Source organism: Streptomyces camelliae (genome assembly GCF_027625935.1).
Classification (GTDB): Bacteria; Actinomycetota; Actinomycetes; order Streptomycetales; family Streptomycetaceae; genus Streptomyces; species Streptomyces camelliae.
On the sequence record NZ_CP115300.1, the window covers coordinates 8,753,065 to 8,779,597 of the forward strand.

A 26,533-nucleotide genomic window follows, 5' to 3' on the forward strand; every position below is an offset into this window, starting at 1 on the left:
CGATCACTCCCGGCAACTCCTACAAGTTGTCAGAGTAGGCGGTGCCCGGCGGGCGCCGACAACCGGCCCCGGGCAAAGTCACACGGCGCGGTCACGGCCGCGGCGTGGTGCGCGGCGGTCACAGGTCGTTCAGCAGTACGGCCGCCCCGTCGAAGCGCCCCGCCTTCAGATCGGTCAGCGCCCGCGGGGCCTCGGACAGCGGGTAGGGATGGGTGGTGGCCCGGACGCCGTACCGGGCCGCGAGGGCTAGGAAGTCCCGGCCGTTGTCCCGGGTGTTGGAGGTGACGCTGCGCAGCTCCTTCTCGTAGAACAGCTCGCTGCTGTAGTGCAGGACGGGGACGTCGCTGAGATGGATGCCCGCGACCGCCAGCACCCCGCCCCGGTCCAGCGCCCGCAGGGCCACCGGTACGAGCTCACCGGCCGGCGCGAACAGGATCGCCCCGTCCAGCGGCTCCGGCGGCTGGTCGTACGCGCCACGGGCCGAGGCACAGCCGAGGCCGAGCGCGAGCCGTCTCGACGGCTCGTCGCGGGTCAGGACGTGCACGGTGGCCCCCTGCGCCAGGGCGACCTGAGCGCACAGGTGTGCGCTGCCGCCGAAGCCGTACAGCCCGAGGCGCCCGCCCGGCGGCAGTGACGTCCGCAGCAGCGCCCGGTAGCCGATGATGCCCGCGCACAGCAACGGCGCCAGCGCGACGTCGTCCACGTCCGCCGGCAGCCGGTAGGCGAAAGCGGCCGGAACGGTCGTGTACTCGGCGTAACCTCCGTCGGCGTCCCAGCCGGTGTACTCGGACCCGGGGCACAGGTTCTCGTCCCCGCGCAGGCAGTACCGGCACGTGCCGTCCGTGCGGCGCAGCCACGCCACCCCCACCCGGTCGCCGACCGCCCACCCGCTCACGCCCGCGCCGAGGGCCGCGACCGTGCCGGCCACCTCGTGCCCGGGCGTCACTCCCGCCCGGCGCACCGGCAGGTCGCCCTCGGTGACATGCAGATCGGTACGGCACACCCCGCACGCCCGCACCCGCACCAGCAGGTCGCCGGACCCCGGCACCGGGACGGGCCGTTCCACGAGCCGCAGCGGCCCGTTCTCCACCGGCCCCGGCCGAGCCACCACCCAAGCACGCATCGCCTCCGCCTCCTGTCTGTCATCACCCTTCACCCGGACGAGGCGCTCGGCAGCACGAGCGAGCAGGTCTCTCCGGGCGCGATCGTCACCGTGCGGTCGGCCGGCATCACGCGGATCGGCGACTCCTCCGAGTCGGGCACGCTGATCTCCAGCAGCCCGCTGCGCCGCCCTACGCCGACGCCCCAGTGACCGCGATAGCGCAGGGTGAACCCGTACTCGGAGAGCGCCGGCAGCGGCACCGGGTCCAGCCACAGGGCGTCCTCGCGGGTCTCCAGCCCCGTCAGGCCGCGCTGGAACAGGTCGAGAGTCCCGGCCATGGCCCCGAGATGGATGCCCTCGCCGGTCGTGCCGCCCTGGATGTCGGCGATGTCGGCCTCCAGGGCCTCACGGACGTAACTCCATGCCTCGGCCCGTCTGGCGCGGGCGAGGACCAGGCCGTGGACGAGCCCGCTGAGGGTGGAGCCGTGGCTGGTGCGCCGCAGGTAGTAGTCGACGGTCGTCCGCCAGACGTCGTCGTCCAGGTCGTAGCCGAGCCGCCGGAACCGCGCCTGCGGTTCGGCGGGCGAGAACAGGTAGCCGAGCATGAGGACGTCGGCCTGCTTGGACGCCTTGTAGCGGTTGACCGTGTCGTCCTCGGCTTCCAGGATCCGGTCCAGCCGCCGGATGGTGCCGTAGCGCTTGCGGTAGGCGTCCCAGTCGAGCTCGGCGAGGCCGTCGTAGCCCTCGAACTGGCTGATGACGCCCTCGTGGAACGGCACCCGCAACCGGCGGGAGACGTCGTCCCACCGCGGCAGCTCGTCGGTGTCCAGCCGGACCCGGTGGAACAGTTCCTCGCGGCGCCACGCGGGCAGACGCCGGCCGAGCTCCAGGGTGCGGGTGAGGACCCAGGCGGCGGTGACGTTGGTGTACGCGTTGTCGTCCAGGCCGGGGCGGTCGGCGCCCGGGTAGCTGTCGTGGTATTCGTCGGGGCCCACGACACCGCGGATCCGGTAACGGCCCGTGCCGGGGTCGAGGGCCGCGAGATCCGCCCAGAAGCGGGCGATCTGCAGCAGCATCTCCGCCCCCTTGGTGTGCAGGTACTCCGTGTCGCCGGTCGCCTCGCAGTACCGCCGGACGTTGTGGGCGACGGCCGAGCCCACGTGGTGCTGCAACCGGGAGTGGTCGGGCAGCCAGCGGCCCGAGGCGGGATTGAGATGCCACTCCTGGGTCTCCTCACGGCCGTCGCTGCCGCTCTGCCACGGGTACATCACACCGAAGACCGTCCGCAGGGCGGCCAGGTGCGGATCCCCCATGTGCACCAGGCGGGTCTGCTCGACGCCGAGCAGGCCCGACTCGTCGCCGCGGTGGCGGAAGGACCGGGTGAGCGTGCCCCGGCACAGATCCAGGACGTGCGTGTGGTCCAGGAGCGTGTGCGTGCCGGAGGAGAACCACGGACCCCACGCCGCCTCGGCGTGGCGCAGACGGAACCGGAGAGGCAGCCAGTCCGGGAGGTTGACCAGGTCCTCGTTCACCACCTGCCGCCCCGCCACGGTCGACTCCCGGCGGTTGTAGCACCCGGCCGCGTAGGTGCCGGGGCAGTGCACCAGACCGGCCCGGTGTTCGGGCAGCGCGCCCCGCGTGGCGAAGTAGCCGTTGCCGAGCGTGCAGAGCGATTCCCGCAGGCGCTCCGTGCCGGGGGCGTAGCCCGTCCACTCCCATGTCCACTCCGACATCCGCGCACCCCTCTCGCTCGCACGGGACCGTGCACGGCCCGGATGGATCCGGCGGGCCTCAGACCGGCTGCGGAACCACGGCGACCGGGCACGCGGAGTGATGCAGCAGGGCGTGGGCGACCCTGCCGAGCTGCAGCCCGAAGCGACCGTGCCGGCGTTTCGCGCCGACGACGATCAGGTCGGCCTCGGCCGATGCCTCCAGCAGGACGCGATGCGCCGGCCCTTCGACGGCCAGGCTGCGGACATCCACCCCGGGATGCGCCCGCACGGAAGCGCGCAGGGCATCCGCGAGGGCGGTCGCGGCACGCTCCTCGCGCAGCCGTGCGGCGTCGTCCGCGATGAGCATGTGGTCCACGGGCTCCTGCGCGGGGTTGCGCCAGGCCCGTACGGCCGTCAGGGCGCAGCCGCGTACCTCGGCCTCGCGGACGGCGAACCGAACGGCGCCCTCGGCCCCCGTCGGGTCCCCGACACCCACCACGACGCGGTGCCGGGCCCCCGTGATGCCGGGTTCCGTGCCCCGGACCACGACGACCGGACAGACGGCGCGAGCGGCCACCGCGAGGCTGACCGACCCGAGCAGCATCCCGGCGATCTCGCCGCGCCCGCGTGAGCCCGTGACCAGTGCGAACGCATCGGGTGCCGTACGCAGCAGCACGGACACGGCGTCCTCGGCCATGACCCTGCCCGACACCTTCACCTCCGGATTGCGCGACCGGGCCCGCTCCACGCCGGACGCGACGATGTGCTCTGCCATGACCTCCGCGCCGGGGTGGCCGGTGCCGAAGGAGGGCTGTGCTCCCTCGTAGGCCTCCCACAGGGACGCATGGACCAGGTGCAGGGGGAGTCCGTGCCGTGCCGCCTCGTCCACCGCCCAGTCGACCGCCGTCAGACTGGAGTCCGAGCCGTCGACCCCCACGACCAGGGGGAGTTCCATCGCCGTCACCGTCCTCTCCGCCAGGCTGCCCGGAGCCCCTCTGAATACCGTCGCACCGGCCGCGCGGCGCCGCGACACGCCCGGCCCCGGAGGGCGGGGCCGCGCCGGTGCGCGGCCGCCCGGATTGCGGTGATGCCGGAGACGATGGCCGGGCCGGGGAGCTGATGAGCACGCCCGCTGTCACGGTCCGCGCGCCTGCGGCCGGACGAGGACATCGAGGAGGAGGCCGGCTACTGGTCGGCCGGAGTGATCCGGCGGCCCGTGAGGCTCGTGGGCCGGATCGACACCCACATCTCGCGCCGGCCGCCCGCCCACGGCGTGGTGTGGGCCTGCCGGGTGAGCCTGCGCACGGCCTCGGGGTCCGTCACCACGCTCGCGGGGCCCACGGCGAGCACGCTCCAGCCCTGGCTCAGCGCCTCGTCCACGTGATCGACCTCGAAAGCGACCTCCCGTTCCGCGGCCGCGGCCGTCACCGAATCGGGCGTGGTCCGGAAGGCGATGGTGTCGTCGACGACCTCGTAGTTGACCGGCACGACCGCCGGACGGCCGGCGGAGTCCGTCACCGCGACGCGCCCCACGCCGTGCGTGGACAGCAAGGTGCGGCACTCCTCCACGCTGAGATCCCGCAATCGGGGGTGCAGCAGCGCGTGGCCCTGCCCCGGCGGGAGATCCAGGCCTCCGCCACGCAGCGCGGCGACCGTGGTGCCCAGGGCGTCGGCCAGCCTGATGAGGGTTCCCAGGGTCGGGTCGGCGGGCCGTTCCTCCAGGTATGCCAGGTAGTCGGGCGACATCCGGGCGCGAGCGGCCGCCTCCTCCCGGCTGAGCCCCCTTCTACGGCGTTCCACGCCCACGCGCCGGCCGATGTCGCCCGGGTCGGCCGCCCGGGCCGCCGTGGATGTGCTCTCCGCGCGGCCCGCGCCCGCCGGCCGTGCCTCAGGCCGGGACACCGGCTGTCCCTGTTCCAGCGGTTCAAGGTGTTCAAGGTGGCGGACGTGGGCATCGGGTCCGGGGAACACGAGCGTGACTTCGTCCGTGTCCGACCAGCGCACGTCGTAGGGAGGCGTTCCGTCCTCGTGGTGGAGTCCGACGATCTCGCCGTCGCGCCGGGCCGCGCCGGTCGTCGGACCTTCGATGACGAGCTGGTCGCCGAGGTGAGCTCGCATGATCGCCGCCCTCTCCTCAGAGTGATGCTGTATCCAACCTGCCACGCGGAACCCGCCGCCGCACGGCGCTTCTCCGGGTTCGGACGGGCCGTCCGGTGCCCTGCCGGGCGCCCTGCTCGTGTGCCGTCATGCCGTCGAGGTCGCGTTCGGCGGTGTGCAGCAGCTGACGGGCGAGGTCCGGCACGGCACGATCCGCCACCCGTTCGTCGACGGTCTCCGGCACATCGCCCTTGCCTTGCCTCCGGGCCGGTGTCCCGTCCTGGTCCTCTCACCATCGACCGGCAGTGGTCCTGCGCCACAGGGCCGAAAGGCCCGGCGGGAGTGACGTCCGGCCCCACACCGGCGGGCGTCACCTCTGGGGCACGACTGCGACAGGACACGGCGCGTGATGAAGCAGCGCGTGGTTGACCAGACCCAGCTGCAGACCCGGATGCCCGAGTCGCCGCCGGGCGCCCACGACCAGCAGATCCGCCATGGCGGCGGCTTCCAGCAGCGCGGGACGCGCCGGTTCCTCGATCAGGCGGCGGCTCACCGCGGCGTCGTCGTACCGTGTCACGGGGTCGCACAAAGCGTCGTCGAGCACCTGGGCCGGCGGGCGGCGGTGGGCGTCCAGGAACCACGACGGTGCTCGCGGTGTCGCACACGCACCGGACGGCGCGCTCCAGGCGTGCACCGCCACGAGCCCGCAGCGCCGCACCCGGGCCTCGCGGAACGCGAACTCCACGGCCGTGCCGCTGCCCTCCCCGTCCTTGACGCCCACGACGACGCTCCCGAACCGGGCCTCCCGGTGCTCCTCGGTGCCCCGCACCACGACGACCGGGCAGTCTGCGCGTGCCGCCACGGCGAGGCTCACCGAGCCCAGGAGCATGCCGTCGAGGCCGCCGAACCCCCTGGACCCCAGGACCAGCGCGAAGGCGTTGCGTCCGATGCCGACCAGGGCGGAAGCCGCGTCCGCGTGCGCGACCTCGCCGGACAAGGGAACCGAGGGAGCCGCTTTCCTGGCGCGTGCCGAGGCGTCGCTGAGCACCGCGGACGCCATACGCTCACCGGCCGCCGCGTGCAGCAGCCGGAGCGGGACGCCGTGCCGGGCCGCCTCGGCGGCGGCCCAGTCGACCGCCTCAAGGCTTCCCTCGGACCCGTCGACGCCCACCACCAGGGGAATCGCCACCGCCCCTTGTCTCCTCTCGTGCCGGCTTCCCCGCGCAGGAGGACACCTATGGCACCCCGTCCGCGGGAGACGTGCGGCCCGGCCACTCGGCCGGACTGTTCGCCGGCATGTCCAGCTTGGTACGGGAGGGGGGCCGCCGCCACGCCACGGCCGGACAGCGGTCGGGCGGCCGTGTTGCCCGGACGTGCGGCGGGGGTGACCGTGGAGGTGTGGGGGAGCGAGGGAGTGAGTACCGTGCGAGCGCTCGTCTATCACGGCCCGTCACAGGCCTCCTGGGACACCGCCCCGGACCCTGTGATCGAGGAGCCCGGCGACGCGATCGTACGCATCGACGCCACCACCGTCTGCGGCACCGACCTGCACATCCGGCGGGGCGACCTCCCCGAGGTGAAGCCGGGGACGGTCCTCGGCCACGAGGCCGTCGGCGAGGTCGTGGAGGTCGGCGGCGAAGTCCATCACCTGCGCCCCGGCGACCAGGTGATCGTCTCCGCCGTCTCGTCCTGCGGCGACTGCGGCGAGTGCCGGGATGCCCGGTACGGGCAGTGCCGCGGGGGCGGCGGATGGATCCTGGGGAACCTCATCAACGGAACCCACGCCGAGCTGGTGCGGGTCCCGTTCGCCGATCACTCCACCACCCGGCGCCCGTGCTGCCTTCCGCTCGACGACGCGGTCCTGCTCGCCGAACTCCTCCCGACCGCCTACGAGGTCGGGGTCCGCAACGGGCATGTGTGCCCGGGAGACACCGTTGTCGTGGTGGGCGCGGGTCCCGTCGGCCTCGCCACCGCGGTCGTCGCGCGACTCTACTCGCCCCGCCGCGTCATCGTCGTGGACCTGGCCGACGCCCGGCTGGAGACCGCCCTGCGGGTCGGTGCCGACGCCGCCGAGTCGCCGGGCCGGATGATCGCCGACCTGGCCGAGGGACCGGGCGCCGACGTGGTCGTCGAGGCGTCGGGCGATCCGGACGGCTTCGTGCTGTGCACGCGCGCCGTCCGCACGGGGGGACACATCGCCAACATCGGCACGCACGGCAGACCGGCGACGCTGCACCTTGAGTCCCTGTGGCGCAAGAACGTGACGATCAGCATGGGCCAGGTGGACACGTCCTCCACACCGCGGCTGCTGGAGCTGATGAGGTCCGGCCGCCTGCCCGTCTGCGGGCTGGTCACCCACACCTTCGGGCTGGAGCGCATGGAGGACGCCTACGAGGTCTTCGCGCACGGCACCGCCACCGGTTCCCTCAAGATCGTGCTGCACCGCGAGTGAACCCGCCGGAAGCGCGAGGTGTGCCATGGGCAACCCGGTCGTCGTGGGCGTGGACGGCTCCCCGTCCAGCCTGGCCGCGGTGGCCGTCGCCGCGCGGGAGGCCGGGCTGCGGGGCGTGGGGCTGCGGCTGGTGCACGCCTTCGGGCGGCCCTCCCTGCCGCTGCCGTCCGGGGGAGCGCCGTGGAATCCGGCCATGGCGGGAGTGCGCGAGCTCGTGGACGGCACGCTGGCCACGGCCGAGCGGCGGGCGCGCGAAGCCGGACCGCACGTGGAGATCACCCGGGAGGTCGCCCTCGGCGAGCCGCTCACGGTGCTGGAGATCGAGTCGCGCACCGCCTCGCTCCTCGTGGTCGGCAGGCGCGGACTCGGCGGGTTCGGCGGGCTGCTGCTGGGCTCGACCGCCGTACACCTGGCCGCCCACGGCCGCTGCCCGGTGCTGGTGGTACGCGGCCGGGCGGACCCCAGCGGGCCCGTGCTGCTCGCGGTCGACGGTTCACCTGCCGGCGCGGCGGCCGTCGAGTTCGCCTTCACCGAGGCGTCGCTGCGCGGCGCGGACCTGGTGGCGCTGCACGTGTGGAACACCTGGAGCGAGCCGGCCGCCGCCGGCCCCGACAATCCGCTGGACCTGGTGGTCGACATCGACCGGATCCGCGCGGAGGGCCAGCGGTTGCTCGACGCGACCCTGGCCCCGTGGCAACTGCGCCGGCCCGGGGTCCGGGTGGAGCGGCGTCTGGTGCGCGCCCGGGTTCGCCCGGCCCTGATCGAGGCCGGTGGCGAGGCCCAGCTGGTGGTGGCCGGTGCCCGTGGCCGGGGCGGCTTCACCGGGCTGCTGCTCGGCTCGGTCAGCCAGGCCCTGCTGCACCACGCGGACTGTCCCGTCGCCGTCGTCCGGGGGACGGGGCGAGCCTGACCGACGGGCGCTCACGGCCTGCGGCCGGCCCCCGTCCTCGACCTGTCGACCAGGAAGCGCGTGGCACCGGCCAGCGTGGCCAGGTCGGGGAAGTCCGCTTCGTCGATACGGATTCCGGTGCGCTCGGACAGCACCTCCACCAAGCTGAGGAAGTCGAGGGAATCCAGGTCGAACACGTCACGGAGCCGGTCGTCCGGTCGCACCGAGGCGAAGTCGGCGTCGGGGGCGATCCGCGTGATCGACTCCTTGACCACGGCCAGGGCCTGTGCGTCGTCCAAGTACGTCATGCGGCTCAGGGCTCCTCCGGTTTCCGCGGCAGTCGGCCGACGGCGGTGAGGCAGCGCGCTCCCACGGCACGGCCCGTGGCCCGGTCACGAGCGGGACCCCGCCGCCGACGAGCGCGTTGCCGTCGTAGCAGCGGCGGGCGGCGTCGCGCAGGTGCAAGCGCGGCCCGGTGGTTCGGCCGGTCGGCGGGGCGTGGGCGGGGCTCATGCGGGCTGCTCCGTCCGCTTCGTGGGGGCGGATGCCGGGGAGTCCTCCAGGGTGGAGGTGTCGCCCTCGGGCAGGCCGAGTTCACGTGCCCGCAGCAGACGGCGCATGACCTTGCCGCTGCGGGTGTGCGGCAGATGCTGGTCGAAGGCGATCTCGCGGGGCGCGACGGCCGGGCCCAGCCGGCGCCGGGCGAAGACCAGCAGGTCCCGCCGGGTCGTACCGTCCGCGTCGAAGCCCGGCCGCAGCGTGACGAACGCCTTGACGACGTTCCCGGCCATGGGATCGGGCCGGCCGATGACCGCTGCCTCGGCCACCGCCGGATGCTCCGTCAGCGCGCTCTCGACCTCGAACGGTCCGACGAGGTGTCCCGCCGACTTGAACACGTCGTCGGCGCGTCCGACGAACCAGTACCAGCCGTCCGCGTCGCGCCGCACCAGGTCGCCGGTGAGGTACCAGCCGTCCGCGAAGGCCGCCGCGGTGCGTGGCTCGTCGTGCAGATAGCCGCGGAACATGGACGGCCAGACGGTGCGCAGCGCCAGCTCACCCTCCACGCCGGGCTCCTCCAGTACGGTGACGTGTCCGTCGGTCACCTCGGCCCGGCCGTCGTCGCCGCGCCGCAGCACCGCCGCCCGCACACCGGGCACCGGACGCCCCATCGAGCCGGGACGGATCTCGCAGGCGGCGAAGTTGGCGATCATGATGGCGCCGGTCTCGGTCTGCCACCAGTTGTCGTGCACCGGCAGCCCGAGCACGTCCCGTCCCCACACCACGGCCTCGGGGTCGAGTGGCTCGCCGACCGTCGCGATGAACCGCAGGGCGCTCAGGTCGAACGAGCGGGGAAGGCCGTACGGCCCGCTCCGCGGCGTCGTCCGCATGAGCATGCGCAGGGCCGTCGGCGCGGTGTACCAGACACTCACCCGCTGCTCGGCGAGGATCCGGTACCAGCGGCGGGCGTCGTAGTCGCCCTCGTCCACCACGACCGTCACGCCGTGCAGGAGCGGGGCGATGATCCCGTACGACATACCCGTGTCCCAGCCCGGGTCCGCGGTGCACCAGAACACGTCGTCCTGGTGGAGGTCGAGCGCGTAGAGCGCGGTCATGTAGTGGGCCACGGCCGCCTCGTGCACGTGCACCGCGCCCTTGGGGATGCCCGTCGTCCCGCTCGTGAAGTGCAGCAGGGCCATGTCGTGCGGCGAGGTCGGCGCGATGGTGAACGTGTCGGGCGCGTCGGCCATCAGTGCGGAGAAGGACACGGTGCCGGGCAGCCGCTCCGCGCCCTCACCGACGATCAGCACATGGCGCAGGCCGGCGAGTCTGCCGCGCAGCCCGGCGACCTTTGCGCGGTACAGGTCCGCCGTGGTGACCAGCACCTGCGCGTCGCTCAGCGTGATCCGCTGGAAGACCGGATCCGGGCCGAAGGCGGAGGACAGCGGGCACAGCACGCTGGTGTTCTTCAGGGTGCCGAGGACCACGGTGTACAGCTCCGGGCACCGCCCCAGGAGCGTCGCCACCCGGTCGCCGTGACCGATCCCGAGGCCCCCGAGCACCTGCGCGAACCGCGCCGTCGAACGGGCCAGTTCCCCGTAGGTCACCCGGGTGACGGAGCCGTCCCGGCCGACGCAGCGCAGCGCGACCGCCGTCGCGCGGTCCGCTGCCGCGTGCCGGTCCACGGCCTCGTGCGCGATGTTCAGCCCCCGCCCGCCGGGCAGCCCGTCCAGCCTGGCCCGCGCCCGCGACCACGAGAAGTCCGCGCACGCCTCGTCGTAGTCACGCAGATTCGGGGCGACCCGAAGCGGGGCGTCCTTCCGGATGGTGTCCCACCGCATGCCGGCCTCTCCTTCCCGCGGGCCTGCTACGACCATCTTCCCGCCCCGTCGTGCCCGCACGGGGCCGAAGGACCTGCGACGCGGGCCGAAGCGCCCTCGCGGCTCCCGCCCCGGGGTGCGACGGTGAAGGTCACCCCGTGTGGCGGCCCATGAAAGGCGGTGCACCACATGACTCTCCCTCTGGTGGTGGGCGTCGACGGCTCGGACTCCTGTCTGGAGGCGATCGACTGGGCCGTGGACGAGGCCGTCCGCCACGGTCTTCCGCTCCGGCTGGTGTACGGCTCCCTCTGGGAGCGTTACGAGGGCGGCCTGCCCTCCGCGGGCCACGAGCGCCCCTCCGAGCAGATGATCGCGGAGCACATCGTCGCCACCGCCGCCGACCGCGCCGCGCGGCGCAATGCCGACGTGAAGGTCACCACCGGCATCCTCCCGCAGGACGCGGCGGACGCCCTCGTACGCGAAGGGGACCATGCCTTCGCCGTGGTCACGGGATCCCGGGGCCGTGGCCGGCTCAAGGGGCTGCTGCTCGGATCGGTCGGTCTGGCCGTCGCGGCCCGCGCACCCTGCCCGGTGGTCGTGGTGCGGGGCGACCGGGCGGGCCTGGCGGGGACGCACGAGCGGATCCTGCTCGGTCTGGGGGAGGCCGACACCGGCGCGGAGGCGGTGCGGTTCGCCTTCCGGGAGGCCGAGGTGCGCGGCTGCGTCCTGGACGTGGTGCGTGCCTGGCGCCGGCCGGCCTACGACGGCGGCGCCCGGGCCGCGGCCGGCGACGCCCACGAGGAGCGTGCCGCCGAACTGCTCGACACCCTGCTCGAAGACGCGACCGCCGAGCATCCGCACGTCCGGACGCGCCGGACGACCCTTGAGGGACCGGCCGGGAAGGTGCTCGTCGACGGGTCGGCGGCCGCGGATCTCGTGATCATCGGGGCCCGGCGCAGGACGGGGCTCCTCGGGCTTCAGCTCGGCCGGGTGAGTCACACGCTGCTGCACCACGCCCTGTGCCCGGTCGCCGTCGTGCCGCAGCGGCACTGACCGCTTCGAGGAGCCGACCGCCGGCTCACCCGTTCTCCGCTTCTCAGCCGAACAGACGGGGCACGCGGATGGTCTCGACGCGCCGCCAGCGGCCGTCGGGCAGCAGCATGCGATCGCCGTCGGCGCCGACGGCGGGTGAGCGGACCGAGCCGGCCACCGACGCGGTCCGTCGCCGTGCCCGCCCCGTCGACGGCAACAGGGCACCGCAGCCGGCGCTCTCGGCTCCAGGCCCGGCCTGCACGCGTTCGTTCATCGTCCCTCCCTCCGTACGTCCGGACATCCGACGGTCGCTGTCCGACGGCCGTGGTCGGGCAGGCCGCCGACACACCCCAGCATCGCTCCCCGGCACGGCATGGTGCGAGGGCACACGGAACCGGCGGCTGCAGGGGCGGAGAGGTCCAACGCCCCCTGGAACGGCCGGTGGACCGGAGCGCCGACTGCACGTCGCCTTGACGGCCGAGGGAGCACGGCGACCGTGTGGCAGGACACTCGCGGTGCCGTCGCCATGCCGCCCTGGACCCGCGAGGGGGAACGCGTGGGGTCCGGCTGGGTGGCGCGGTACGGCCGTCGATGAGCGTCCGGCGTCGTCATGCCGCCGGATGCTCATCTCTGGCGGTGGGGCGGTGCGTCCCGCAGCGTGGAGAAGGGGAGCGGACCGGCCGGGTGCGCGCAGACGGAACGAGAGGTGGCACGCATGGACAGGGATGTCTCCGAGCGCCGGGTGGTGGTCGGCGTCGACGGGTCGCCGTCCTCGTACGAGGCCCTGCGCTGGGCCGTGCGCTACGCCGCCCTCGTCGACGGCACCGTGGACGCCGTCGCGGTGTGGGAGCTGCCGGGCCTGTACGGCTGGTCGGCGCCCGCCGTGGACATGGACGTCGACGAGAACGAGGCCCGGCAGGCGATGCGGAAGGAACTGACCGAGGTGCTCGGCACGGACGTGGCCGGCTCGGTCCGCACCCATGTGGTGCACGGCAACCCCACCGATGTCCTGCTGCGGGCCGCCGAGGGAGCCGAGGTGATCGTCGTCGGCAGCCGCGGGAGGGGCGGGTTCGCGCGGGCCCTGCTCGGCTCGGTCAGCCAGAACGTGTCGCAGCACGCGAGCTGCCCGGTCGTGATCGTGCGGTCCGCGCCGGCGTGACGTTTCAGGGCCCGTGCCGGGACCGGGGCTGCGCGGGCGGCCCCGGCGGCTCCTGCAGGACGCTCCAGGAGACCGGGCCCAGCAGGTCGGCCAGCCGTCGGAAGACGTCCAGGAGCAGGTCGTCGATGGTCAGCACGCCCACCACCCGGCCCGCGTCCAGGACGGGCAGCCGGCGGACGCCCGAGCGGCGGAACGCCCGGTAGGCCGCCTGGAGATCGTCGTCGGCCTCGACCGTGACCGCCTTCGCCGACATCACCGTGTCCACCCGCGCGGTCGGCTCCAGACCGCCGCCGAGGGCGCGCACGGCGAGGTCGCGGTCGGTGACGATGCCGCGCAGTACTCCGTCCTCGGTCACGAGGACCGAGCCGACGGCGTACTCGGTCATGCACCGGGTCGCCTCGGCCAGGGAGACGTCCGGTGTCACGCACACCGGCGGAGCGGTCATCAACTCGGAGACGTTCATACGGCTCCTCCTGCCTGTGAGGTCGGGCCGGCGCCCGTGGGTCCGGGCCGCGAGCCCGCGTCAGAGGACATCGAGCAGATCGGCCACCGGCCGTCGCGGGCTCGCGGGGCCTTCGGGGCCGTAGCCGAGCCGGATCACCATCTGGACGTGCGCCATGGCCGAGACGGGGTCGCGGACGGCCCACCGGATCTCCGGCCACTCCAGGGGCTGGGAGGTGACCGAGATGACCAGTCCGTCCGTCGTGGCCCGCAGCCAGACACGCTCCAGTGCCTGACCCGCCCGCAGCCAGTCCGCCGGTCCGTCGCGGGTCGTACCCAGCAGAGCGATGTCGGGGTTCTTCTCGAAGGGCGCCCAGCCGCGCCCGGGGACCTTGCGGCCGACGGCGAAGTCACGCACGGGGACCGAGGTACCGCGCCGGCGCGGACCGAACGCCTCGGCGGGGATGCCGTCGGACGCCGCGGCGGCGCCCGACGGTTCCGTACGCGTCCATCGCGCCGTCTCCTCGCGCAGGCCCGGGTCGGCCGCTTCCCTGCCCTCGGCGTCCCGCACCAGTTCCAGGACCGACCGCACATGCCAGGCACCGGGGAACAGCAGCTGTGCGCCCTCGGCGCGGGCCGCCTCGCACAGCCCCTCGCGCACGAGGGCGGGGACCGCCTCGTCGCGGTAGGGCCGGCGGCTGGAGTGCCGGCGGGGGACCGCGGGCCGCAGCGGGGCCAGCGCCGCGTCGGGCGCTCCGGTGCCGCACAGATGCAGCTCGGCGAGGAACTCCGGGTAGGCCGCGTCGGGCAGCAGCCGCACGACCGGCGCCAGCCCCGCCGCGGCGGCGGCCACGCGCAGGTTGAACAGCGCGGCCCCGCAGCCCAGATGAAGGCCCCGGTTGTCCGGGTCGGCCCGCGGCAGGGTGCGCTTCAGGTCGGCGTACACGCGCAGCACGCCGAGATCCCGCAGGTAGCGGAACGCCCAGGGCTGTGCGTTGTGCAGCGAGGGTGCGGTGCCGGCGTCCGCCACGAGCGCCGTGACGGTGTCCACGTCCAGCGGTTGTGTGGTCATGGTGGCTTCCTTCGTGACGGTCCGGCGGCTCACCCGGGGGACGGGACGGCGATGACCGGGCAGCGGGCGTGGTGCAGCACACCCTGGCTGACCGAGCCCAGCAGCATGCCGGTGAAGCCTCCGCGCCCCCGGGTCCCCACGACCAGGCCGAGCGCATGGGCCGAGGCGTCGGTGAGCACCTGCACGGGATGTCCGACGACCAGTTCGTGACGCAGGTCCACTTCGGGGAAGCGGTCGCGGCGGCCCGCCACGATCTCGGACAGCAGCCGCCGGGCCTCCTGCTGCGGCCCGTGCTCGTCGAAGATCCTCAGCGGCCCGGACTCCCGGACGAGCAGGGCCCGCAGCTCGGCGCCGCGCAGGGCCGCCTCCTCGAACGCCACGTCGACCGCGGCGGCCGAGTGCGGGCTGCCGTCGACGCCGACCACGAAGTACGCGGGATCCTGGACGATGTGTTCCGGCTCGGGCACGACCACCAGGGGGCAGTGCGTGTGTGCCATGAGCGGCAGGGCGACGGACGCGGAGCCGAACAGCTCCTGCGTCCGGTCCAGATGCCGCGATCCGAGCACGACGGCGGTGGCGTCGCGGCTCTGCTCGCGCAGCACCCACACCGGGTCGCCCTCCGCGAGCAGGGCGTCCACCTCCAGCTGCGGGTGCCTGGTGGCGACGTAGTCCGCCGCCCCCTCCAGCACGCGCCGGCCCGCTTTGTGCAGCGCCTCGTTCCACTCCTCCCAGGACGGCGGGACCTCCCGCCCCCGATACCCCCTGGTCGGCACGCCCTCGACATGGACCGCACGCAACGGGAGCCGGCGGCGGGCGGCCTCGTCGGCAGCCCAGGCCAGCGCCGTGTGCCGGGCCGGATCCGGATCGACGCCCACCACGACCGGCCGGCGGTCACCGGGCCGGGACATGGCCGCCTCCGGACATCATCTCGCCGGTCACGGCGGGTCCGGCGGCCCGGTCCTTGTCATTCAGTGGTGCGGGAGCGGCCATCGCCCTCGCCTCCTCCCTGCGGTGGCGCGGACGAGCACCGCCGCCGGTTCCATCGAAGGTTCTGCCGGGGCCGGTCTACCAGGGGCCATTGGTCCCCAGGGCGGCCCCGTAGGCCCTGGCGGCGCACCGGGACCGGTCACGGTGTACGAGCCGAGAGCGCGGAAGAGGGCGGCGCGGCCGCGGGCCGGCGGAGCCGGGCGTCGATGCCGGAGCGCACCACGGTCGTCAGGTGCTCAAGGGCCCGGGACCGGACCGGCGCGACCGGCTCCGGACTGTCGATCCGGCGAGCCGTCTCGGGCAGCGCGGCGACGTCCTCGCGGAATCGCTCTCGGGCGTCTTGCAGCCGGTCGGGCGGGCCTGTCCGCCGCCCGCCGCGCATCACCGTGCGCAGCAGGGGCCGCGCCGCGTCCGGCGGTTCCTCGTCCGCCAGGGCGATGACGTCGGGGCGCCCGGGCCGGCGGAAGACCTGTTTGCGGCCCGGGGCCGTGACCTTCGCCGAGGACAGCTTCATGACGGGACGGCCGGCGTACTCGACGAGCTTGTACGCGGCGTCCAGGTACGGGGCGTCCGCGGCCACGCCCACCCGTGTGCCCACCGCGTACACGTCGATCGGCGCGCCGGCGCGCACCAGCCGGTCCACGGCGTACTCGTCGAGTCCGCCGCTGGCCACGATCCGTACGTCGTTCAGGCCGGCGGTGTCCAGCAGCGCGCGGGCCCGGCGTGCCAGCGCGTCGAGATCACCGCTGTCCAGACGGACGGCACAGCCGGGACCGCGCCGGAGGCCGGTCAGCACCCGGGCAGCGGTGCGCACCCCCTCCTCGGTGTCGTAGGTGTCGACGAGGAAGGTGACCGGGCCGGGGTGGCTCAGCGCGAAGGCACGGAAGGCGGCCTCCTCGTTCGGGAAGGCCTCGATGTAGGAGTGCGCCATGGTGCCCGAGGCCGGGATGCCGAGGGCGGTGGCCGCGGCGACGTTGCTCGTGCCGGCGAAGCCCACCAGGGCACCCAGCCGGGCGGCCTGGAACCCGGCCCACGGACCATGGGTGCGGCGCAGCGAGAAGTCCACGACCTGCCGTCCGGCCGCGGCCAGCACGCAGCGTGCCGCCTTGGACGCCACCGACGTCTGGTGGCAGAGCTGGTTCAGCAGGTACGTCTCGACGAGCTGGGCCTGGGGCAGCGGCGCGGTCACCTCCAGCAGCGGCTCTCCGGCGCACACCACACGGCCTTCCGGTACGGCCCGGACCTCGCCCTCGAAGCAGAGGCCGCGAAGCGGCAGCAGGTCGTGCACCGGGCGACGCAGGGCGGCCGCGAACTCCTCGACGTCCTCGCGTTCGACGCGGTAGCCGGCCAGGTGGTCCAGGGCGGATTCCAGACCGGCGGCGACCAGGAAGCCGCGGCCGGGCGGGAGGTCGCGGACGAAGAGACTGAAGGTGGCCGGTGCATGCATGTCCTCGCGCAGGTAGGACAGGGCCATGGTCACTTCGTAGAGATCGGTGGTGGTGACGTCGGACATGGTGATCGCCGCCGTATGTGGTCGCTTCTCCCGGCACCAGTCTGATCGTGCCAGGTGTGGGTAAAAGGGACATAGGGGACCCCGGCAGGGGCTGTTCGGCCTCAGTGCGACAGCGCCGGGGCGCGCTGCACTGGAGGTGCCGGCGGACGACGACAACCGAGGAGGTACGGCGATGGCCACACTGACACGCAGGCAGAGGTTCCCGTTCCCGGAGATCCCGGACTGGTTCGAGACGATTCCCAGCAGGCTCACGATGCCCGCGGTCCGTATCGAGGACTACCTGGAGGAGGGGCGCTACGTGCTGCGCGCCGAGCTTCCCGGCATGGCCCCCGAGGACATCGACGTCGTGATCGGCGACGGGGTGCTGACGGTTCAGGCCGAGCGCACCGAGCGGGAGGTGGACAAGAGCCACAGCGAGATCCGGTACGGCGAGATGAGCCGCAGCGTGACGCTGCCGCCCGGCGCCGACGAGGACGACGTCAAGGCCGACTACACCAACGGCATGCTGACCGTCAGCGTGGGGCTGGGCGTCGAGAAGGCGGAGGCCCGGCACGTCGAGATCCAGCACGGCAGCTGACGAGGACGCCTTTGCGTCCGCGGCGGGCCCGAGCGGGCCCGCCGACGTCTGCGCGCGTCGCGCCGCGGTCACCCCGCGCCGCGCGAAGCGGCCCAGCGACGCCGAACGTCCTCCTCGTGCTCGCCTCCCAGGGCGTGAGGACTGAGGAGACAGGTCTTGCCGCACCACCGTCACGTCTGCCTCAACGGCATCGACGTACACATCGCCGAGCAGGGCGAGGCACCGCTTGTCCTGCTCCTGCACGGTTTTCCGGAGACGCGGTACTCCTGGCGGCACCAGATCGACGCACTCGCGGCCGCCGGCTACCGCGTGGTCGCGCCGGACCAGCGCGGCTACGGAACCACCGACCGCCCTGATGGCGTCGACCAGTACACGATCTTCCACCTCGTCGGTGATGTCGTCGCGCTCATCCGCGAGCTCGGCGAGGAGCAGGCCGTCGTCGTCGGCCACGACTGGGGCGCCATCGTCGGGTGGAACGCCGCGCTGCTGCGCCCCGAGGCCGTTTGCGGGGTTGTCGGCATCGGCGTGCCGTCGCTCCCGCGCGGACCACTGCCGCCGCTGACCGTCACCAGACAACGCTTCGGCGAGGGCTTCTACCAGAACTACTTCCAGGAACCCGGAGTCGCGGAGGACGACCTGGCGGCCTTCGTCGACCAGTTCACCGTGAGCGGCTTCACCGGCGCGCTGAACTGGTACCGCAACTTCGACCGCAGCTGGGAGCTGACCGCCGCGTGGCGGGACGCCCCGATCACCCCGCCGTCGCTGTACATCAGCGGTGAGAACGACGTCGTGCGCACCTTCTACGCGATGGACGAGGCCGCGCGGGCGATCGTGCCGGACCTGCGCGGAGTCGTCGACGTGCCGGGGTGCGGCCACTGGACCCAGCAGGAGCGGCCCGAGGCCGTCACGGACGCGCTGCTGGACTTCTTGCGCGGCCTGTAGAAGCCGCTCCCCCGAGAACGCCCTAGTCCCGTGGCTCCAGGTGGGACGCGAGGACCGCCGCCTGGACCCGGCGCTGGACACCGAGCTTGGACAGCATCCGCGAGATGTGGTTCTTGACGGTCTTCTCCGACAGGTACAGCTTCTTGCCGATCTCCCGGTTGGTCAGACCGTCGCCGATGAGGGTCAGGATGTCCCGCTCCCGGGGCGACAGGCCGGCCAGTTCCGGCGGCAGCGCGGGAGCCACGGCCGGATCGCGCAGGGAGTGCATGAGGCGCGCCGTGGTCGCGGGGTCCAGCATCGACTGTCCCGAGGCCACGGTGCGGACCGCCGAGACGAGGTCGGAACCCTTGATCTGCTTCAGCACATAGCCGGACGCTCCAGCCATGATCGCGTCCAGCAGGGCCTCCTCGTCGTCGAAGGACGTCAGCATCAGGCACGCGAGCTCCGGCATCCGGTTGCGCAGTTCCCGGCAGACCGTGATGCCGTCGCCGTCGGGGAGCCGGACGTCCAGTACGGCGACGTGCGGGCGCAGCGCGGGGCCACGGGTGAGTGCGTGCTCGGCGGTGTCCGCGTCGCCGACCACCTGGATGTCCGGTTCGGCGTCGAGGAGATCGGCCAGTCCGCGCCGGACGACTTCGTGGTCGTCCAGCAGGAACACCCGGATCGGGTCCCGCTCGGTGAAGGTGCGTGGCTCGGTCATGACGACCTCTCGTTCCCCGGTGACGGACAGACTGCGGGCCGTTCGTGAGGCCGATCATGACCTTTCGGGGCCGAACGCACTAGGGCCGTCCGGCCCCACTCGCCTGCCGGGCGCCGTGCGCGAGGTCGAACCGCACGTCCACCACCCCTTCGACGGCCCGTACCAGGCGTGCGGCCACCGGGATCAGCGCGCTGTCGCGGATGTGGCCCGTCAGGGTGACGATGCCGTCCGCCACCTCCACCTGGACGGCCGAGGTGGACAGCGGGAAGAGGTACGACACGATCTCGCGCCGGACCTCCCCCGCGATGTCCTCGTCGTCGCGCAGGAAGACCTTGAGCAGGTCGGCACGGCTGACGATGCCCTGGAGCAGCCCGGTCTCGTCGACGACGGGCAGCCGTTTGACGCCGCCCCGCGCCATGAGCCGTGCGGCCTCGGCGACGGTGGCGCTCGCCCGGACGGTGAGGGCGGGGGAGGACATCAGGTCGCCCGCGGTCATCCCCTCGGCCTTCGCCACGTCGACCGGCTGACGCAGCTGGAGGTAGGCCGCGTCCGGGGCGTCCCGCAGCTCCTCCTTGGGCAGCAGGTCGGCCTCGGAGACGACACCGACCACCCGGCCCTCGCCCTCGATCACGGGGAGGGCGCTGACCTGCCAGTCCTGCATCAGCTGCACGATTTCCTTGAACGGGGCCCGCCGGCCGATGGCGGCGACCGTCTGGGTCATGACATCGCTGACGATGTGCGAGGTGCCGTGCATGGTGAGCTCCATCGGGTCTGCATGGGTCCTGCCCTACCAGCCTGTGCCGGTGCGGGACGCCTGGCCAGGGGCCACCCGGCCCCTCGCAGCGGCTCGGCCGGCATGCGGGCCCGGCGTGCACGACGAGCGGGCCGAGCACCGCGGCGGGCATGCGGGGCAGCAGCGGCCTGAGGAACAGCAGGACGACGAGGACGGCCGCCCCGCGACCAGGGAGTACGCCTGGCCGCGGGCGCCCGCCGAGGCCGCGAGCGCCGTGTGGCCGGCACCTGCGACGGAGAATCGGGGCAGCGCTGAGACGAAACGGGACACGACCCTCCCCCGTGACAGGGACGCCCGTGAGCCGGGTGGCAGCCCGACCGTGACGGCCGGTGCGGCCGCCTGTGAGGCGCAGCGGCCGGACTCGCCGGCAGCCAGGGGACCTACCACCGCGGCCGTCATCAGCGCTCCGTCGGCTCCGCCGACAGGGCCGTTCCGCCTCGTGCCGGACGCCGTCGGGGGAACCCGGACACCGGGGCCGTTCGGCCCCGCGCAGGGACCTGCGGCCCCTGACCGTGCGGCCCTGGCGTCACCACGCTGGTATCGGATTCCTCGTCCCTGGGAGGTGCGGCCATGACCCGACCCATCACCGTAGGCCTCGACGACTCGGCCGAGAGCCGGGCAGCCGCCGAATGGGCGGCCCGGGAAGCCCGTCTGCGCGGACTGCCGGTGAAGCTCCTGCACGCCTTCGAGCCCGCGCCCGTGCCCGTGGCCCAGGCACCGCTGCTCGGCACCGAGACCGGTCAGGACTGGGCGGCGAGCATTCCGGCCGAGGCCGCGGAAGGGCTTCGGCTGCGCCACCCGGGTGTCGAGGTGATCGTCGACCGGGTCACCGGCGAACCCTCCCAGGCCCTGGCCGAGGCGGCGGACGCGGCGGAGATGCTGGTGCTGGGCTCGCGCGGCTTCGGCGGGATCGGCGGGTTCATGGTCGGCTCGGTCAGCCTGTCCGTCATCGCCCACGCCGCCCGTCCGGTGGTGCTGGTGCGCGCAGGGGAGCAGGCCGCCGACGAACACCGGACGGACCCCGCGGGCATCCCGTCGGCCGCGACGCCCTTCCGGCCCGTCGTCGTCGGCCTCGACACCGACGACGTGGACGAGACGCTGATGGAGTTCGCCTTCGACGCCGCCGCACGCCGTGGGGCGTCCCTGAGGATCGTGCACGGCTGGCCGGAGCCGCCCACCGCCTTCTACCGCTTCTACGGCGACGCGGAACTCTACGGCACCCTCGCGCGTCAGCAGGCGGCCGCCCTGAGCGAGGCGGTGCGCCCTTGGCGGCAGAAGTTCCCCGGCGTCGACGTGATCGAGGCGAGCCGCTGCGGAAGCGCCGCGCAGGTCCTCGTCACCGCCTCGCGCGACGCCTCCCTGACCGTGGTCGGCCGGCGCATCCGGACCAACCCGTTCGGCGCCCACATCGGTCACGTCACCCACGCCGTACTGCACCACGTCGTCGCGCCCGTCGCGGTCGTCGCCCACGGCTGAGGTGCGGCGAGGACGAGGCAAGCAACCGAGGAGAGGGAAGCATGGCGGATCTTCCGATCGTCGTGGGCGTGGACGGCTCGGAACCGAGCCTGCGGGCCGTGGACTGGGCGGCGGACGAGGCCGCCCTGCGCGGGGCGCCGCTGCGGCTGGTGTACGCCTCGCTCTGGGACCGCTACGAAGGCGCCCTGATCGCGCAGGAACTCGGCAGACCGGTGGAGGAGGTGACGGCACCGGACGTCGTCGGCACCGCCCGGCAACGGGCCGCGCGCCGCCGGCCCGAGGTGCAGGTCAGCACGGACGTACTGCCCGACGAGCCGGAGTACGGGCTCGTGCGGGAGAGCCGCACCGCCCGCGCCGTCGTGCTGGGCTGCCGGGGCCGCAGCGGGATCACCGAGGCCCTCCTCGGCTCCGTCGGTGTCACGGTCGCCGGGCACGCGCACTGCCCGGTCGTCGTGCTGCGCGGCAGCCATGACAACCAGGCCCGGTCCGGGACCCGGGGCCGTATCGTCCTCGGCGTCGCCGGGAAACGCGAGGGCGCGGCCGCCGTACGGTTCGCGGCCGAGGAGGCGCTGCTGCGCGGAGTGCCGCTGGAAGCCGTACGAGCCTGGCGCCGTCCCGGGCACGCGACCACGGGCCATCCGCCCCCGGACTTCGTCCAGGGGTACCCCCAGCTCGCCGGCACGCCGGCGCACCTCCACGAGCTGCAGGCCGCCGAGGCGGTGGAGGATGCCCTGCGGGATGTACCGGCCGACCTCGAAGTGCACCCCCGCACCGTCGAGGGCCACGCCCGCGACGCCCTGCTCGCCGCGTCCCACGAGGCCGACCTGCTCGTCGTCGGATCCCGGCGCCGGCACGGTCACTACGGACTCCAGCTCGGCCGCGTCGCCCACGGCGTACTGCACCACGCGGCGTGCCCCGTGGCCGTCGTACCCGAGCCTTCCTGACCGGACCGGCGAACCGAGACGGCGCGCATCCCGCCGGGCACTCCTGAGCCACCACCGGCACGCGCCGGGTCCGCACGGCCGAGTCGCTGCTCCTCGGAGGGCTACGGAAGGGGCTGGTGCGGTCCTTCGGGGCCGGGGTGCGCCGTGCCGGCCGGCCAGGCCAGGGCGCGGGTGACATCGGCGACGGTGAGGATGCCCACGAGCCGGCCGCCGTCCAGGACCAGGGCACGCCGGACCGGGCTCTCCTGGAGACGGGGAAGCAGGTCGAGCACGGGCTCGTCCGGAGCCGCTGTCAGGACCTCGGTGAGCGGGCGCATCACGTCGCCGACGGTCGTGTGCGCACGCTCCTGCGGTGGGGTCCGGTCCACGCGCCGCACCGTGACCAGGCCGGCGACCGACCCGTCCGCCGCCAGGACCGGGAACGCCGAGTGCCGGTAGGGACCGAAGGGACCCTCGGCCAGGAAGTCGGAGAGCGCCGCCGTCGCGGGGACGGTGACCGGGTCCGGAGTCATGACCCGGCTGACCGGAACGCCGTCCAGGACGCCCCGCAGCTGTGCCTGACGGGCCTCGGCGGTGGCCGCGGCGATGAGGAACCACCCGATCAGCGCGGGCCACAGACCGGTGATGTCGCCCGCGAACAGGACGTCCGCGAACCCGGTCAGCACCATGAACCAGCCGAGCACCCGGCCCGCCGCCGTGGCGCCCCGGGTGGCCCGCAGGCGGTCGCCGGTGCGGTGCCACAGATAGGCCCGCAGCAGCCGCCCGCCGTCCAGCGGAGCGGCGGGCAGCGCGTTGAAGACGGCCAGCAGCACATTGATCGCGGCCAGCCAGACGGCCGCCTCGACCACCAGCCCCGACGCGTGCACCGCGCGCAGCCCCACCGCGACGCCCGCGAGTACGGCACCGGCCAGCAGGCTCGTCAGGGGACCCACCGCAGCGATCCGCAGCTCGGCGGCCGGAGACGGCGCCTCGCCGCGCAGCCGGGCGGCACCGCCCAGCATCCACAGCGTGATGCCTTCCACCTGCACGCCGTTGCGCCGGGCGACCACGGCGTGCGCCAGTTCGTGCGCGAGCAGGGAGGCGAGGAAGACGACGGCGGTCAGGACGGCGAGCGCCCAGTACGCCACGGGGGAGTGACCGGGGTGGGCGGCGGGGAGACGCCCGCGTGCCAGCGCGACGGTGATGAGGGCGAAGATGACCAGGACGCTCCAGTGGAGGCCGATGCGGACCCCGGCGATCCGGCCGAGGGGCAGTGTCTCGTCCATGAACCTCGCCTCGCCTTCCGCCGCGCACCGCAAGGGCCACCACTTCCGCGCTCCTGCCGCGAAGCACGTCCGGGGCACCTTCAGCGTGCGGCGCCCGGCGTTCCCGCCGCAGGGGCCGGTCGGCTCTCGTCGGGGACGGTCGGTCCCGGCGCGGCCGCCGGGACGGGGCGTACCGGGCGGGCGCTCGACCGGGCCGGCCGCGCCGGTGGCCCCAGCGGGGCTCCGCCACATCCCGCTCGCGGTCCCAGCGGGCCACGCACCGCCGGTCGAGCCGCGCCCGCGTGAACGCCGCCGCCCCGCATGCCGGAGCGGCAACAGCGAGGCCGGCCGCGGCGCCGAAGAAACCGGCCTCGACGGTCTCCTCGGCAGGGCCCGTCGGCTTCGCGGGAGTCAGCCGGCCCCGGTCGTCCTGCCGGACCAGCACCCGGAGCCCGGCCCGCAGGCCCGCGTCGACCAGTGTCTGTCCGGTGTGCCAGGTGCCGTCCGATGCCGCCCAGCGCACCACCGCCCGGATCTGGGCCGTCCGCCGACGGAGCGGACACGGCGCCGCCCGCCGCGTCGGCCAGGAGTACGGCACGGACGGCGTGCCGGTGCGCGCGCCGGCTGCTGCGCGAACACGTCCCCGGCGGCACGGGCCGCCCTCAGCCCGGCGACCCGCCGCCGACCCGCACGACCACCCAGAGGGCCAGGACGATCCACGCCTCGGCCACGTCCTCGCGCCGCGCAGCGGATTGTCGCGCCAACGCCACAGCGGATTCCTGACGTTCGTCAGAACACCTCCTCGTCGCGTGGCGCCGCCGTCGACACCGCCTCAGGGCCGGGGGCGGAGACCTCGGGGCGGGGGAGACGGGGATGCGCGTCGAAGACGTCGCGCAGCCCGGTGGCGCGCAGCACCCGCTGGAAACCCGCGTCGTCCGTGACCAGCCGCAGCCGGCCCCGCCGGGCACGTACCCGGTTGCGCGCCCGGCACAGGACGCCCAGCCCGGCGCAGTCGATGAACGTGACCGGACGCAGATCCAGCGCCAGATCGGGCCGAGCGTCCGCGGTGAGCCTGTCCAGCCGTGCCGACAGCGCCGGCGCCGTGAGCACGTCGATCTCGCCGAGCAGGGGTACGACTGTCGCTCCGCCGGGAGCGGGGCGGGATCCGGCCGGCAGAGGGATGCGGTGCTCGTCGGTCACGACCGGCGGGTGGTTCAAGACCATGGGCAGATCGAACCGGGCAGGCAGGGGCGGTCGACAGGGCTGTCCGGCCCTGGCCGTCGGTCCGTCCGGAGGTACCCGCGCCGCCGGTGAGGGCCGGGGGCTCCTGCGGCACGGTCCGGTCCGAGGTGAGGGCCGTACGGCCCAAGCGGAACGGTTCGCGTGCTGGCGAAGCTGAGCGTGCGGGTGGTGTCCGGCCCCGCGCCGGACACGCCGATCCCGCGACGACCGGCCGAAGAGGGTGAGGAACGCCATGAAGGGCTTCGTCTTCCAAGGTGCCGGACAGGCGTCCTGGCAGGACGTCCCGGACCCCGGCATCAAGGAGCCGACCGACGCGATCGTGCAGGTCGGCGTCGTGACGATCTGCGGGACGGATCTGCACATCCTCAAGGGCGACGTGCCCGAGGTGAGCCCCGGCACGGTCCTCGGCCACGAGGCGGTCGGAGAGATCGTCGAGGTCGGCAGCGACGTACGCGGCGTGCGGCCCGGGGACCGGGTGCTGATGTCCTGCATCACCTCCTGCGGCCGGTGCCGCTTCTGCCGGGAGCGGCGCTACGGCCAGTGCCGGGGCGGCGGGGGCTGGATCCTCGGCCGTCTGATCGACGGCACCCAGGCCGAGTACGTGCGCGTCCCGCACGCCGACCTGTCCGTCCACCCGCTGCCCGCCACCGTCCGCAGTGAGGACGCCGTCCTGTTCGCGGACATCTTCCCGACCTCCTACGAGGTGGGTGTCCGCAACGGGCAGGTGCGGCCCGGAGACACCGTGGCCGTGGTCGGCGCCGGGCCGATCGGACTCGCCGCGATCGCCACGGCCCGGTTGTTGTCCCCCGAGCGGATCATCGCCGTGGACCTGGCCCCGGCCCGGCTGGAGGCGGCCCACCGGCTCGGCGCCGACGCGGTCGCGGACGCCCGGGAGGCCCCCGGCCAGCTGGTCGCCGACCTGACCGACGGGCTCGGCGCGGACGTGGTCATGGAGGCGGTCGGCGTCCCGGAGAGCTTCGAGCTGTGCACCCGCATGGTCCGCCCGGGCGGGCACGTGGCCAACATCGGCGTGCACGGCAAACCGGCCACGCTGCACCTCGAAGAGCTGTGGAGCAAGGACGTGACCATCACGACGGGCCTGGTGGACACCTACTCCACCCCGACCCTGCTGCGGATGGCCGCCGCCGGCCGGCTGCCCACCGGGCACCTGGTCACCCACACCTTCCCGGTGGAGCAGATGGAGGAGGCCTACGACGTCTTCGCCAAGGCCGCCGAGACCGGCGCGCTCAAGGTGGCGCTCGGCGGCGAGCGGTACGACGTGGCCGTTCCCACGGACTGAACGGGAAGGGAAGCAGGGTCCCCGGACAGGACAGCGAGCCGGAGTCGCCGAGGTGGTGCGCAGCCCGGTGCGCGCACCGCCTCAGCGGCGTTCTTCGACCGGGCTGGTGAGCAGCACACCCGCGACCAGTTCGGGATGGATGCGTACCGCCTGGTCCATGCCCTGCTGCGGCGCCCACGGGCGCAACAGGGAGCGGATACGGGCCAGTTCGCGCGGGTCGGTGACGAGGCTGGCGTACCCCGTGACCACCACGCTCCAGCCGAGGTGCGTGACCGGGTCGATGGCGTCGGCCTCGTAGGCGACCACCACGCCGGTGCCGGGGTCCTGCCGGGCGTGCGAGGTGAGCGCCGCCCCCTCGTGGAGGCGGATGACGATGTCGCCGTCGTCCAGGATGTGGTTGACCGGGCGGACGGTGGGCAGGGCCTGCCGGGTGAAGACGATCCGGCCCAGGGGCACGCTGGCGAGCAGCCGCAGCGCCTCGGCCCGGTCGAGCTCCACGCGGCGGCGGATCGGCTCGTGGTCCTGGATCATGGCTGGCTCC

Annotated in this window: 26 protein-coding genes and 1 pseudogene; 9 read left to right on the forward strand and 18 right to left on the reverse strand. The window is 74.0% G+C overall.

Annotated features, from left to right (window positions below; genetic code table 11):
- Positions 1-118: 118 nt before the first annotated feature.
- The 6 genes and pseudogenes from O1G22_RS40290 to O1G22_RS40310 form a co-directional block, all read right to left on the reverse strand.
- Positions 119-1,123, reverse strand: coding sequence for a zinc-binding alcohol dehydrogenase family protein (locus O1G22_RS40290; protein WP_270085838.1), 1,005 nt, complete (start codon positions 1,121-1,123; stop codon positions 119-121).
- Between the two features lie 29 nt (positions 1,124-1,152).
- Positions 1,153-2,835, reverse strand: coding sequence for a glycosyl hydrolase family 65 domain-containing protein (locus tag O1G22_RS40295; RefSeq protein WP_270085839.1), 1,683 nt, complete (start codon positions 2,833-2,835; stop codon positions 1,153-1,155).
- Between the two features lie 58 nt (positions 2,836-2,893).
- Positions 2,894-3,769, reverse strand: coding sequence for a universal stress protein (locus O1G22_RS40300; protein ID WP_270085840.1), 876 nt, complete (start codon positions 3,767-3,769; stop codon positions 2,894-2,896).
- A gap of 230 nt (positions 3,770-3,999) precedes the next feature.
- Positions 4,000-4,932, reverse strand: a complete 933-nt coding sequence (locus O1G22_RS40305) for a pyridoxamine 5'-phosphate oxidase family protein (RefSeq protein ID WP_270085841.1) — start codon at positions 4,930-4,932, stop codon at positions 4,000-4,002.
- A 16-nt stretch (positions 4,933-4,948) separates the two neighbouring features.
- Positions 4,949-5,176 (reverse strand): annotated as a pseudogene (locus O1G22_RS45020) (hypothetical protein); the annotation flags it as partial.
- 105 nt (positions 5,177-5,281) lie between these two features.
- Positions 5,282-6,100 (reverse strand): universal stress protein, encoded by an 819-nt coding sequence (locus tag O1G22_RS40310; protein ID WP_270085842.1) that lies wholly within the window; start codon positions 6,098-6,100, stop codon positions 5,282-5,284.
- Positions 6,101-6,334: 234 nt separating this feature from the next.
- Between O1G22_RS40310 and O1G22_RS40315 the strand changes: the two genes are divergently transcribed.
- Entirely contained in the window at positions 6,335-7,363 is a 1,029-nt protein-coding gene (locus O1G22_RS40315; protein ID WP_270086668.1) for an alcohol dehydrogenase catalytic domain-containing protein, read from the forward strand.
- Between the two features lie 25 nt (positions 7,364-7,388).
- The gene (locus O1G22_RS40320; protein ID WP_270085843.1) at positions 7,389-8,273 is read left to right on the forward strand and encodes a universal stress protein; all 885 of its coding nucleotides are present in this window, start codon (positions 7,389-7,391) and stop codon (positions 8,271-8,273) included.
- A gap of 11 nt (positions 8,274-8,284) precedes the next feature.
- Here the strand turns inward: O1G22_RS40320 and O1G22_RS40325 are convergent, their stop codons facing one another.
- Together O1G22_RS40325 and acsA are read right to left on the reverse strand one after the other, a co-directional pair.
- The gene (locus O1G22_RS40325) at positions 8,285-8,560 is read right to left on the reverse strand and encodes an acyl carrier protein (RefSeq protein WP_270085844.1); all 276 of its coding nucleotides are present in this window, start codon (positions 8,558-8,560) and stop codon (positions 8,285-8,287) included.
- A gap of 201 nt (positions 8,561-8,761) precedes the next feature.
- The gene (gene acsA / locus O1G22_RS40330; protein WP_270085845.1) at positions 8,762-10,591 is read right to left on the reverse strand and encodes an acetate--CoA ligase; all 1,830 of its coding nucleotides are present in this window, start codon (positions 10,589-10,591) and stop codon (positions 8,762-8,764) included.
- Positions 10,592-10,759: 168 nt separating this feature from the next.
- On the opposite strand from acsA, the gene O1G22_RS40335 reads away from it, so the two are divergent.
- Positions 10,760-11,623 (forward strand): universal stress protein, encoded by an 864-nt coding sequence (locus tag O1G22_RS40335; protein WP_270085846.1) that lies wholly within the window; start codon positions 10,760-10,762, stop codon positions 11,621-11,623.
- Between the two features lie 43 nt (positions 11,624-11,666).
- On the opposite strand, the gene O1G22_RS40340 is transcribed toward O1G22_RS40335, so the two are convergent.
- On the reverse strand, positions 11,667-11,876 hold the full coding sequence (locus tag O1G22_RS40340) for a hypothetical protein (RefSeq protein WP_270085847.1): 210 nt from the start codon (positions 11,874-11,876) through the stop codon (positions 11,667-11,669).
- Positions 11,877-12,317: 441 nt separating this feature from the next.
- On the opposite strand from O1G22_RS40340, the gene O1G22_RS40345 reads away from it, so the two are divergent.
- Positions 12,318-12,761, forward strand: coding sequence for a universal stress protein (locus O1G22_RS40345; RefSeq protein WP_270085848.1), 444 nt, complete (start codon positions 12,318-12,320; stop codon positions 12,759-12,761).
- A gap of 4 nt (positions 12,762-12,765) precedes the next feature.
- On the opposite strand, the gene O1G22_RS40350 is transcribed toward O1G22_RS40345, so the two are convergent.
- From O1G22_RS40350 to O1G22_RS40365, 4 genes are all read right to left on the reverse strand, one after another.
- Positions 12,766-13,224, reverse strand: coding sequence for a CBS domain-containing protein (locus O1G22_RS40350; RefSeq protein ID WP_270085849.1), 459 nt, complete (start codon positions 13,222-13,224; stop codon positions 12,766-12,768).
- Positions 13,225-13,284: 60 nt separating this feature from the next.
- Positions 13,285-14,274, reverse strand: coding sequence for an Acg family FMN-binding oxidoreductase (locus O1G22_RS40355; RefSeq protein WP_270085850.1), 990 nt, complete (start codon positions 14,272-14,274; stop codon positions 13,285-13,287).
- Between the two features lie 29 nt (positions 14,275-14,303).
- Entirely contained in the window at positions 14,304-15,182 is an 879-nt protein-coding gene (locus O1G22_RS40360; RefSeq protein ID WP_270085851.1) for a universal stress protein, read from the reverse strand.
- A gap of 218 nt (positions 15,183-15,400) precedes the next feature.
- Positions 15,401-16,774 (reverse strand): nicotinate phosphoribosyltransferase, encoded by a 1,374-nt coding sequence (locus O1G22_RS40365; RefSeq protein WP_270085852.1) that lies wholly within the window; start codon positions 16,772-16,774, stop codon positions 15,401-15,403.
- A gap of 172 nt (positions 16,775-16,946) precedes the next feature.
- Here O1G22_RS40365 and O1G22_RS40370 point away from each other — a divergent pair, with 172 nt between their 5' ends.
- Both O1G22_RS40370 and O1G22_RS40375 read left to right on the forward strand, forming a co-directional pair.
- Positions 16,947-17,351, forward strand: a complete 405-nt coding sequence (locus O1G22_RS40370; protein ID WP_225094561.1) for an Hsp20/alpha crystallin family protein — start codon at positions 16,947-16,949, stop codon at positions 17,349-17,351.
- A gap of 156 nt (positions 17,352-17,507) precedes the next feature.
- The gene (locus O1G22_RS40375) at positions 17,508-18,293 is read left to right on the forward strand and encodes an alpha/beta fold hydrolase (protein ID WP_270085853.1); all 786 of its coding nucleotides are present in this window, start codon (positions 17,508-17,510) and stop codon (positions 18,291-18,293) included.
- A 22-nt stretch (positions 18,294-18,315) separates the two neighbouring features.
- On the opposite strand, the gene O1G22_RS40380 is transcribed toward O1G22_RS40375, so the two are convergent.
- Both O1G22_RS40380 and O1G22_RS40385 read right to left on the reverse strand, forming a co-directional pair.
- The gene (locus O1G22_RS40380; protein WP_270085854.1) at positions 18,316-18,993 is read right to left on the reverse strand and encodes a response regulator; all 678 of its coding nucleotides are present in this window, start codon (positions 18,991-18,993) and stop codon (positions 18,316-18,318) included.
- Between the two features lie 79 nt (positions 18,994-19,072).
- Positions 19,073-19,747, reverse strand: a complete 675-nt coding sequence (locus O1G22_RS40385) for a CBS domain-containing protein (protein ID WP_270085855.1) — start codon at positions 19,745-19,747, stop codon at positions 19,073-19,075.
- Between the two features lie 609 nt (positions 19,748-20,356).
- Between O1G22_RS40385 and O1G22_RS40390 the strand changes: the two genes are divergently transcribed.
- A complete protein-coding gene (locus O1G22_RS40390; RefSeq protein ID WP_270085856.1) occupies positions 20,357-21,262 on the forward strand; it encodes a universal stress protein in 906 nt (301 codons plus the stop codon).
- Positions 21,263-21,303: 41 nt separating this feature from the next.
- Positions 21,304-22,206 carry a universal stress protein gene (locus O1G22_RS40395; protein WP_270085857.1) on the forward strand — a complete coding sequence of 301 codons (903 nt, stop codon included), beginning with the start codon at positions 21,304-21,306 and terminating at the stop codon, positions 22,204-22,206.
- Between the two features lie 101 nt (positions 22,207-22,307).
- On the opposite strand, the gene O1G22_RS40400 is transcribed toward O1G22_RS40395, so the two are convergent.
- Together O1G22_RS40400 and O1G22_RS40405 are read right to left on the reverse strand one after the other, a co-directional pair.
- Positions 22,308-23,471: a site-2 protease family protein gene (locus O1G22_RS40400; RefSeq protein ID WP_270085858.1), complete on the reverse strand. Its 1,164-nt coding sequence runs from the start codon at positions 23,469-23,471 to the stop codon at positions 22,308-22,310.
- Between the two features lie 768 nt (positions 23,472-24,239).
- The gene (locus tag O1G22_RS40405; protein ID WP_270085859.1) at positions 24,240-24,674 is read right to left on the reverse strand and encodes an STAS domain-containing protein; all 435 of its coding nucleotides are present in this window, start codon (positions 24,672-24,674) and stop codon (positions 24,240-24,242) included.
- A 250-nt stretch (positions 24,675-24,924) separates the two neighbouring features.
- Here O1G22_RS40405 and O1G22_RS40410 point away from each other — a divergent pair, with 250 nt between their 5' ends.
- Complete coding sequence (locus O1G22_RS40410) at positions 24,925-25,992, forward strand: zinc-dependent alcohol dehydrogenase family protein (protein ID WP_270085860.1); 1,068 nt, start codon at positions 24,925-24,927, stop codon at positions 25,990-25,992.
- An 81-nt stretch (positions 25,993-26,073) separates the two neighbouring features.
- Here the strand turns inward: O1G22_RS40410 and O1G22_RS40415 are convergent, their stop codons facing one another.
- A complete protein-coding gene (locus O1G22_RS40415; protein WP_270085861.1) occupies positions 26,074-26,523 on the reverse strand; it encodes a pyridoxamine 5'-phosphate oxidase family protein in 450 nt (149 codons plus the stop codon).
- Positions 26,524-26,533: the final 10 nt, after the last annotated feature.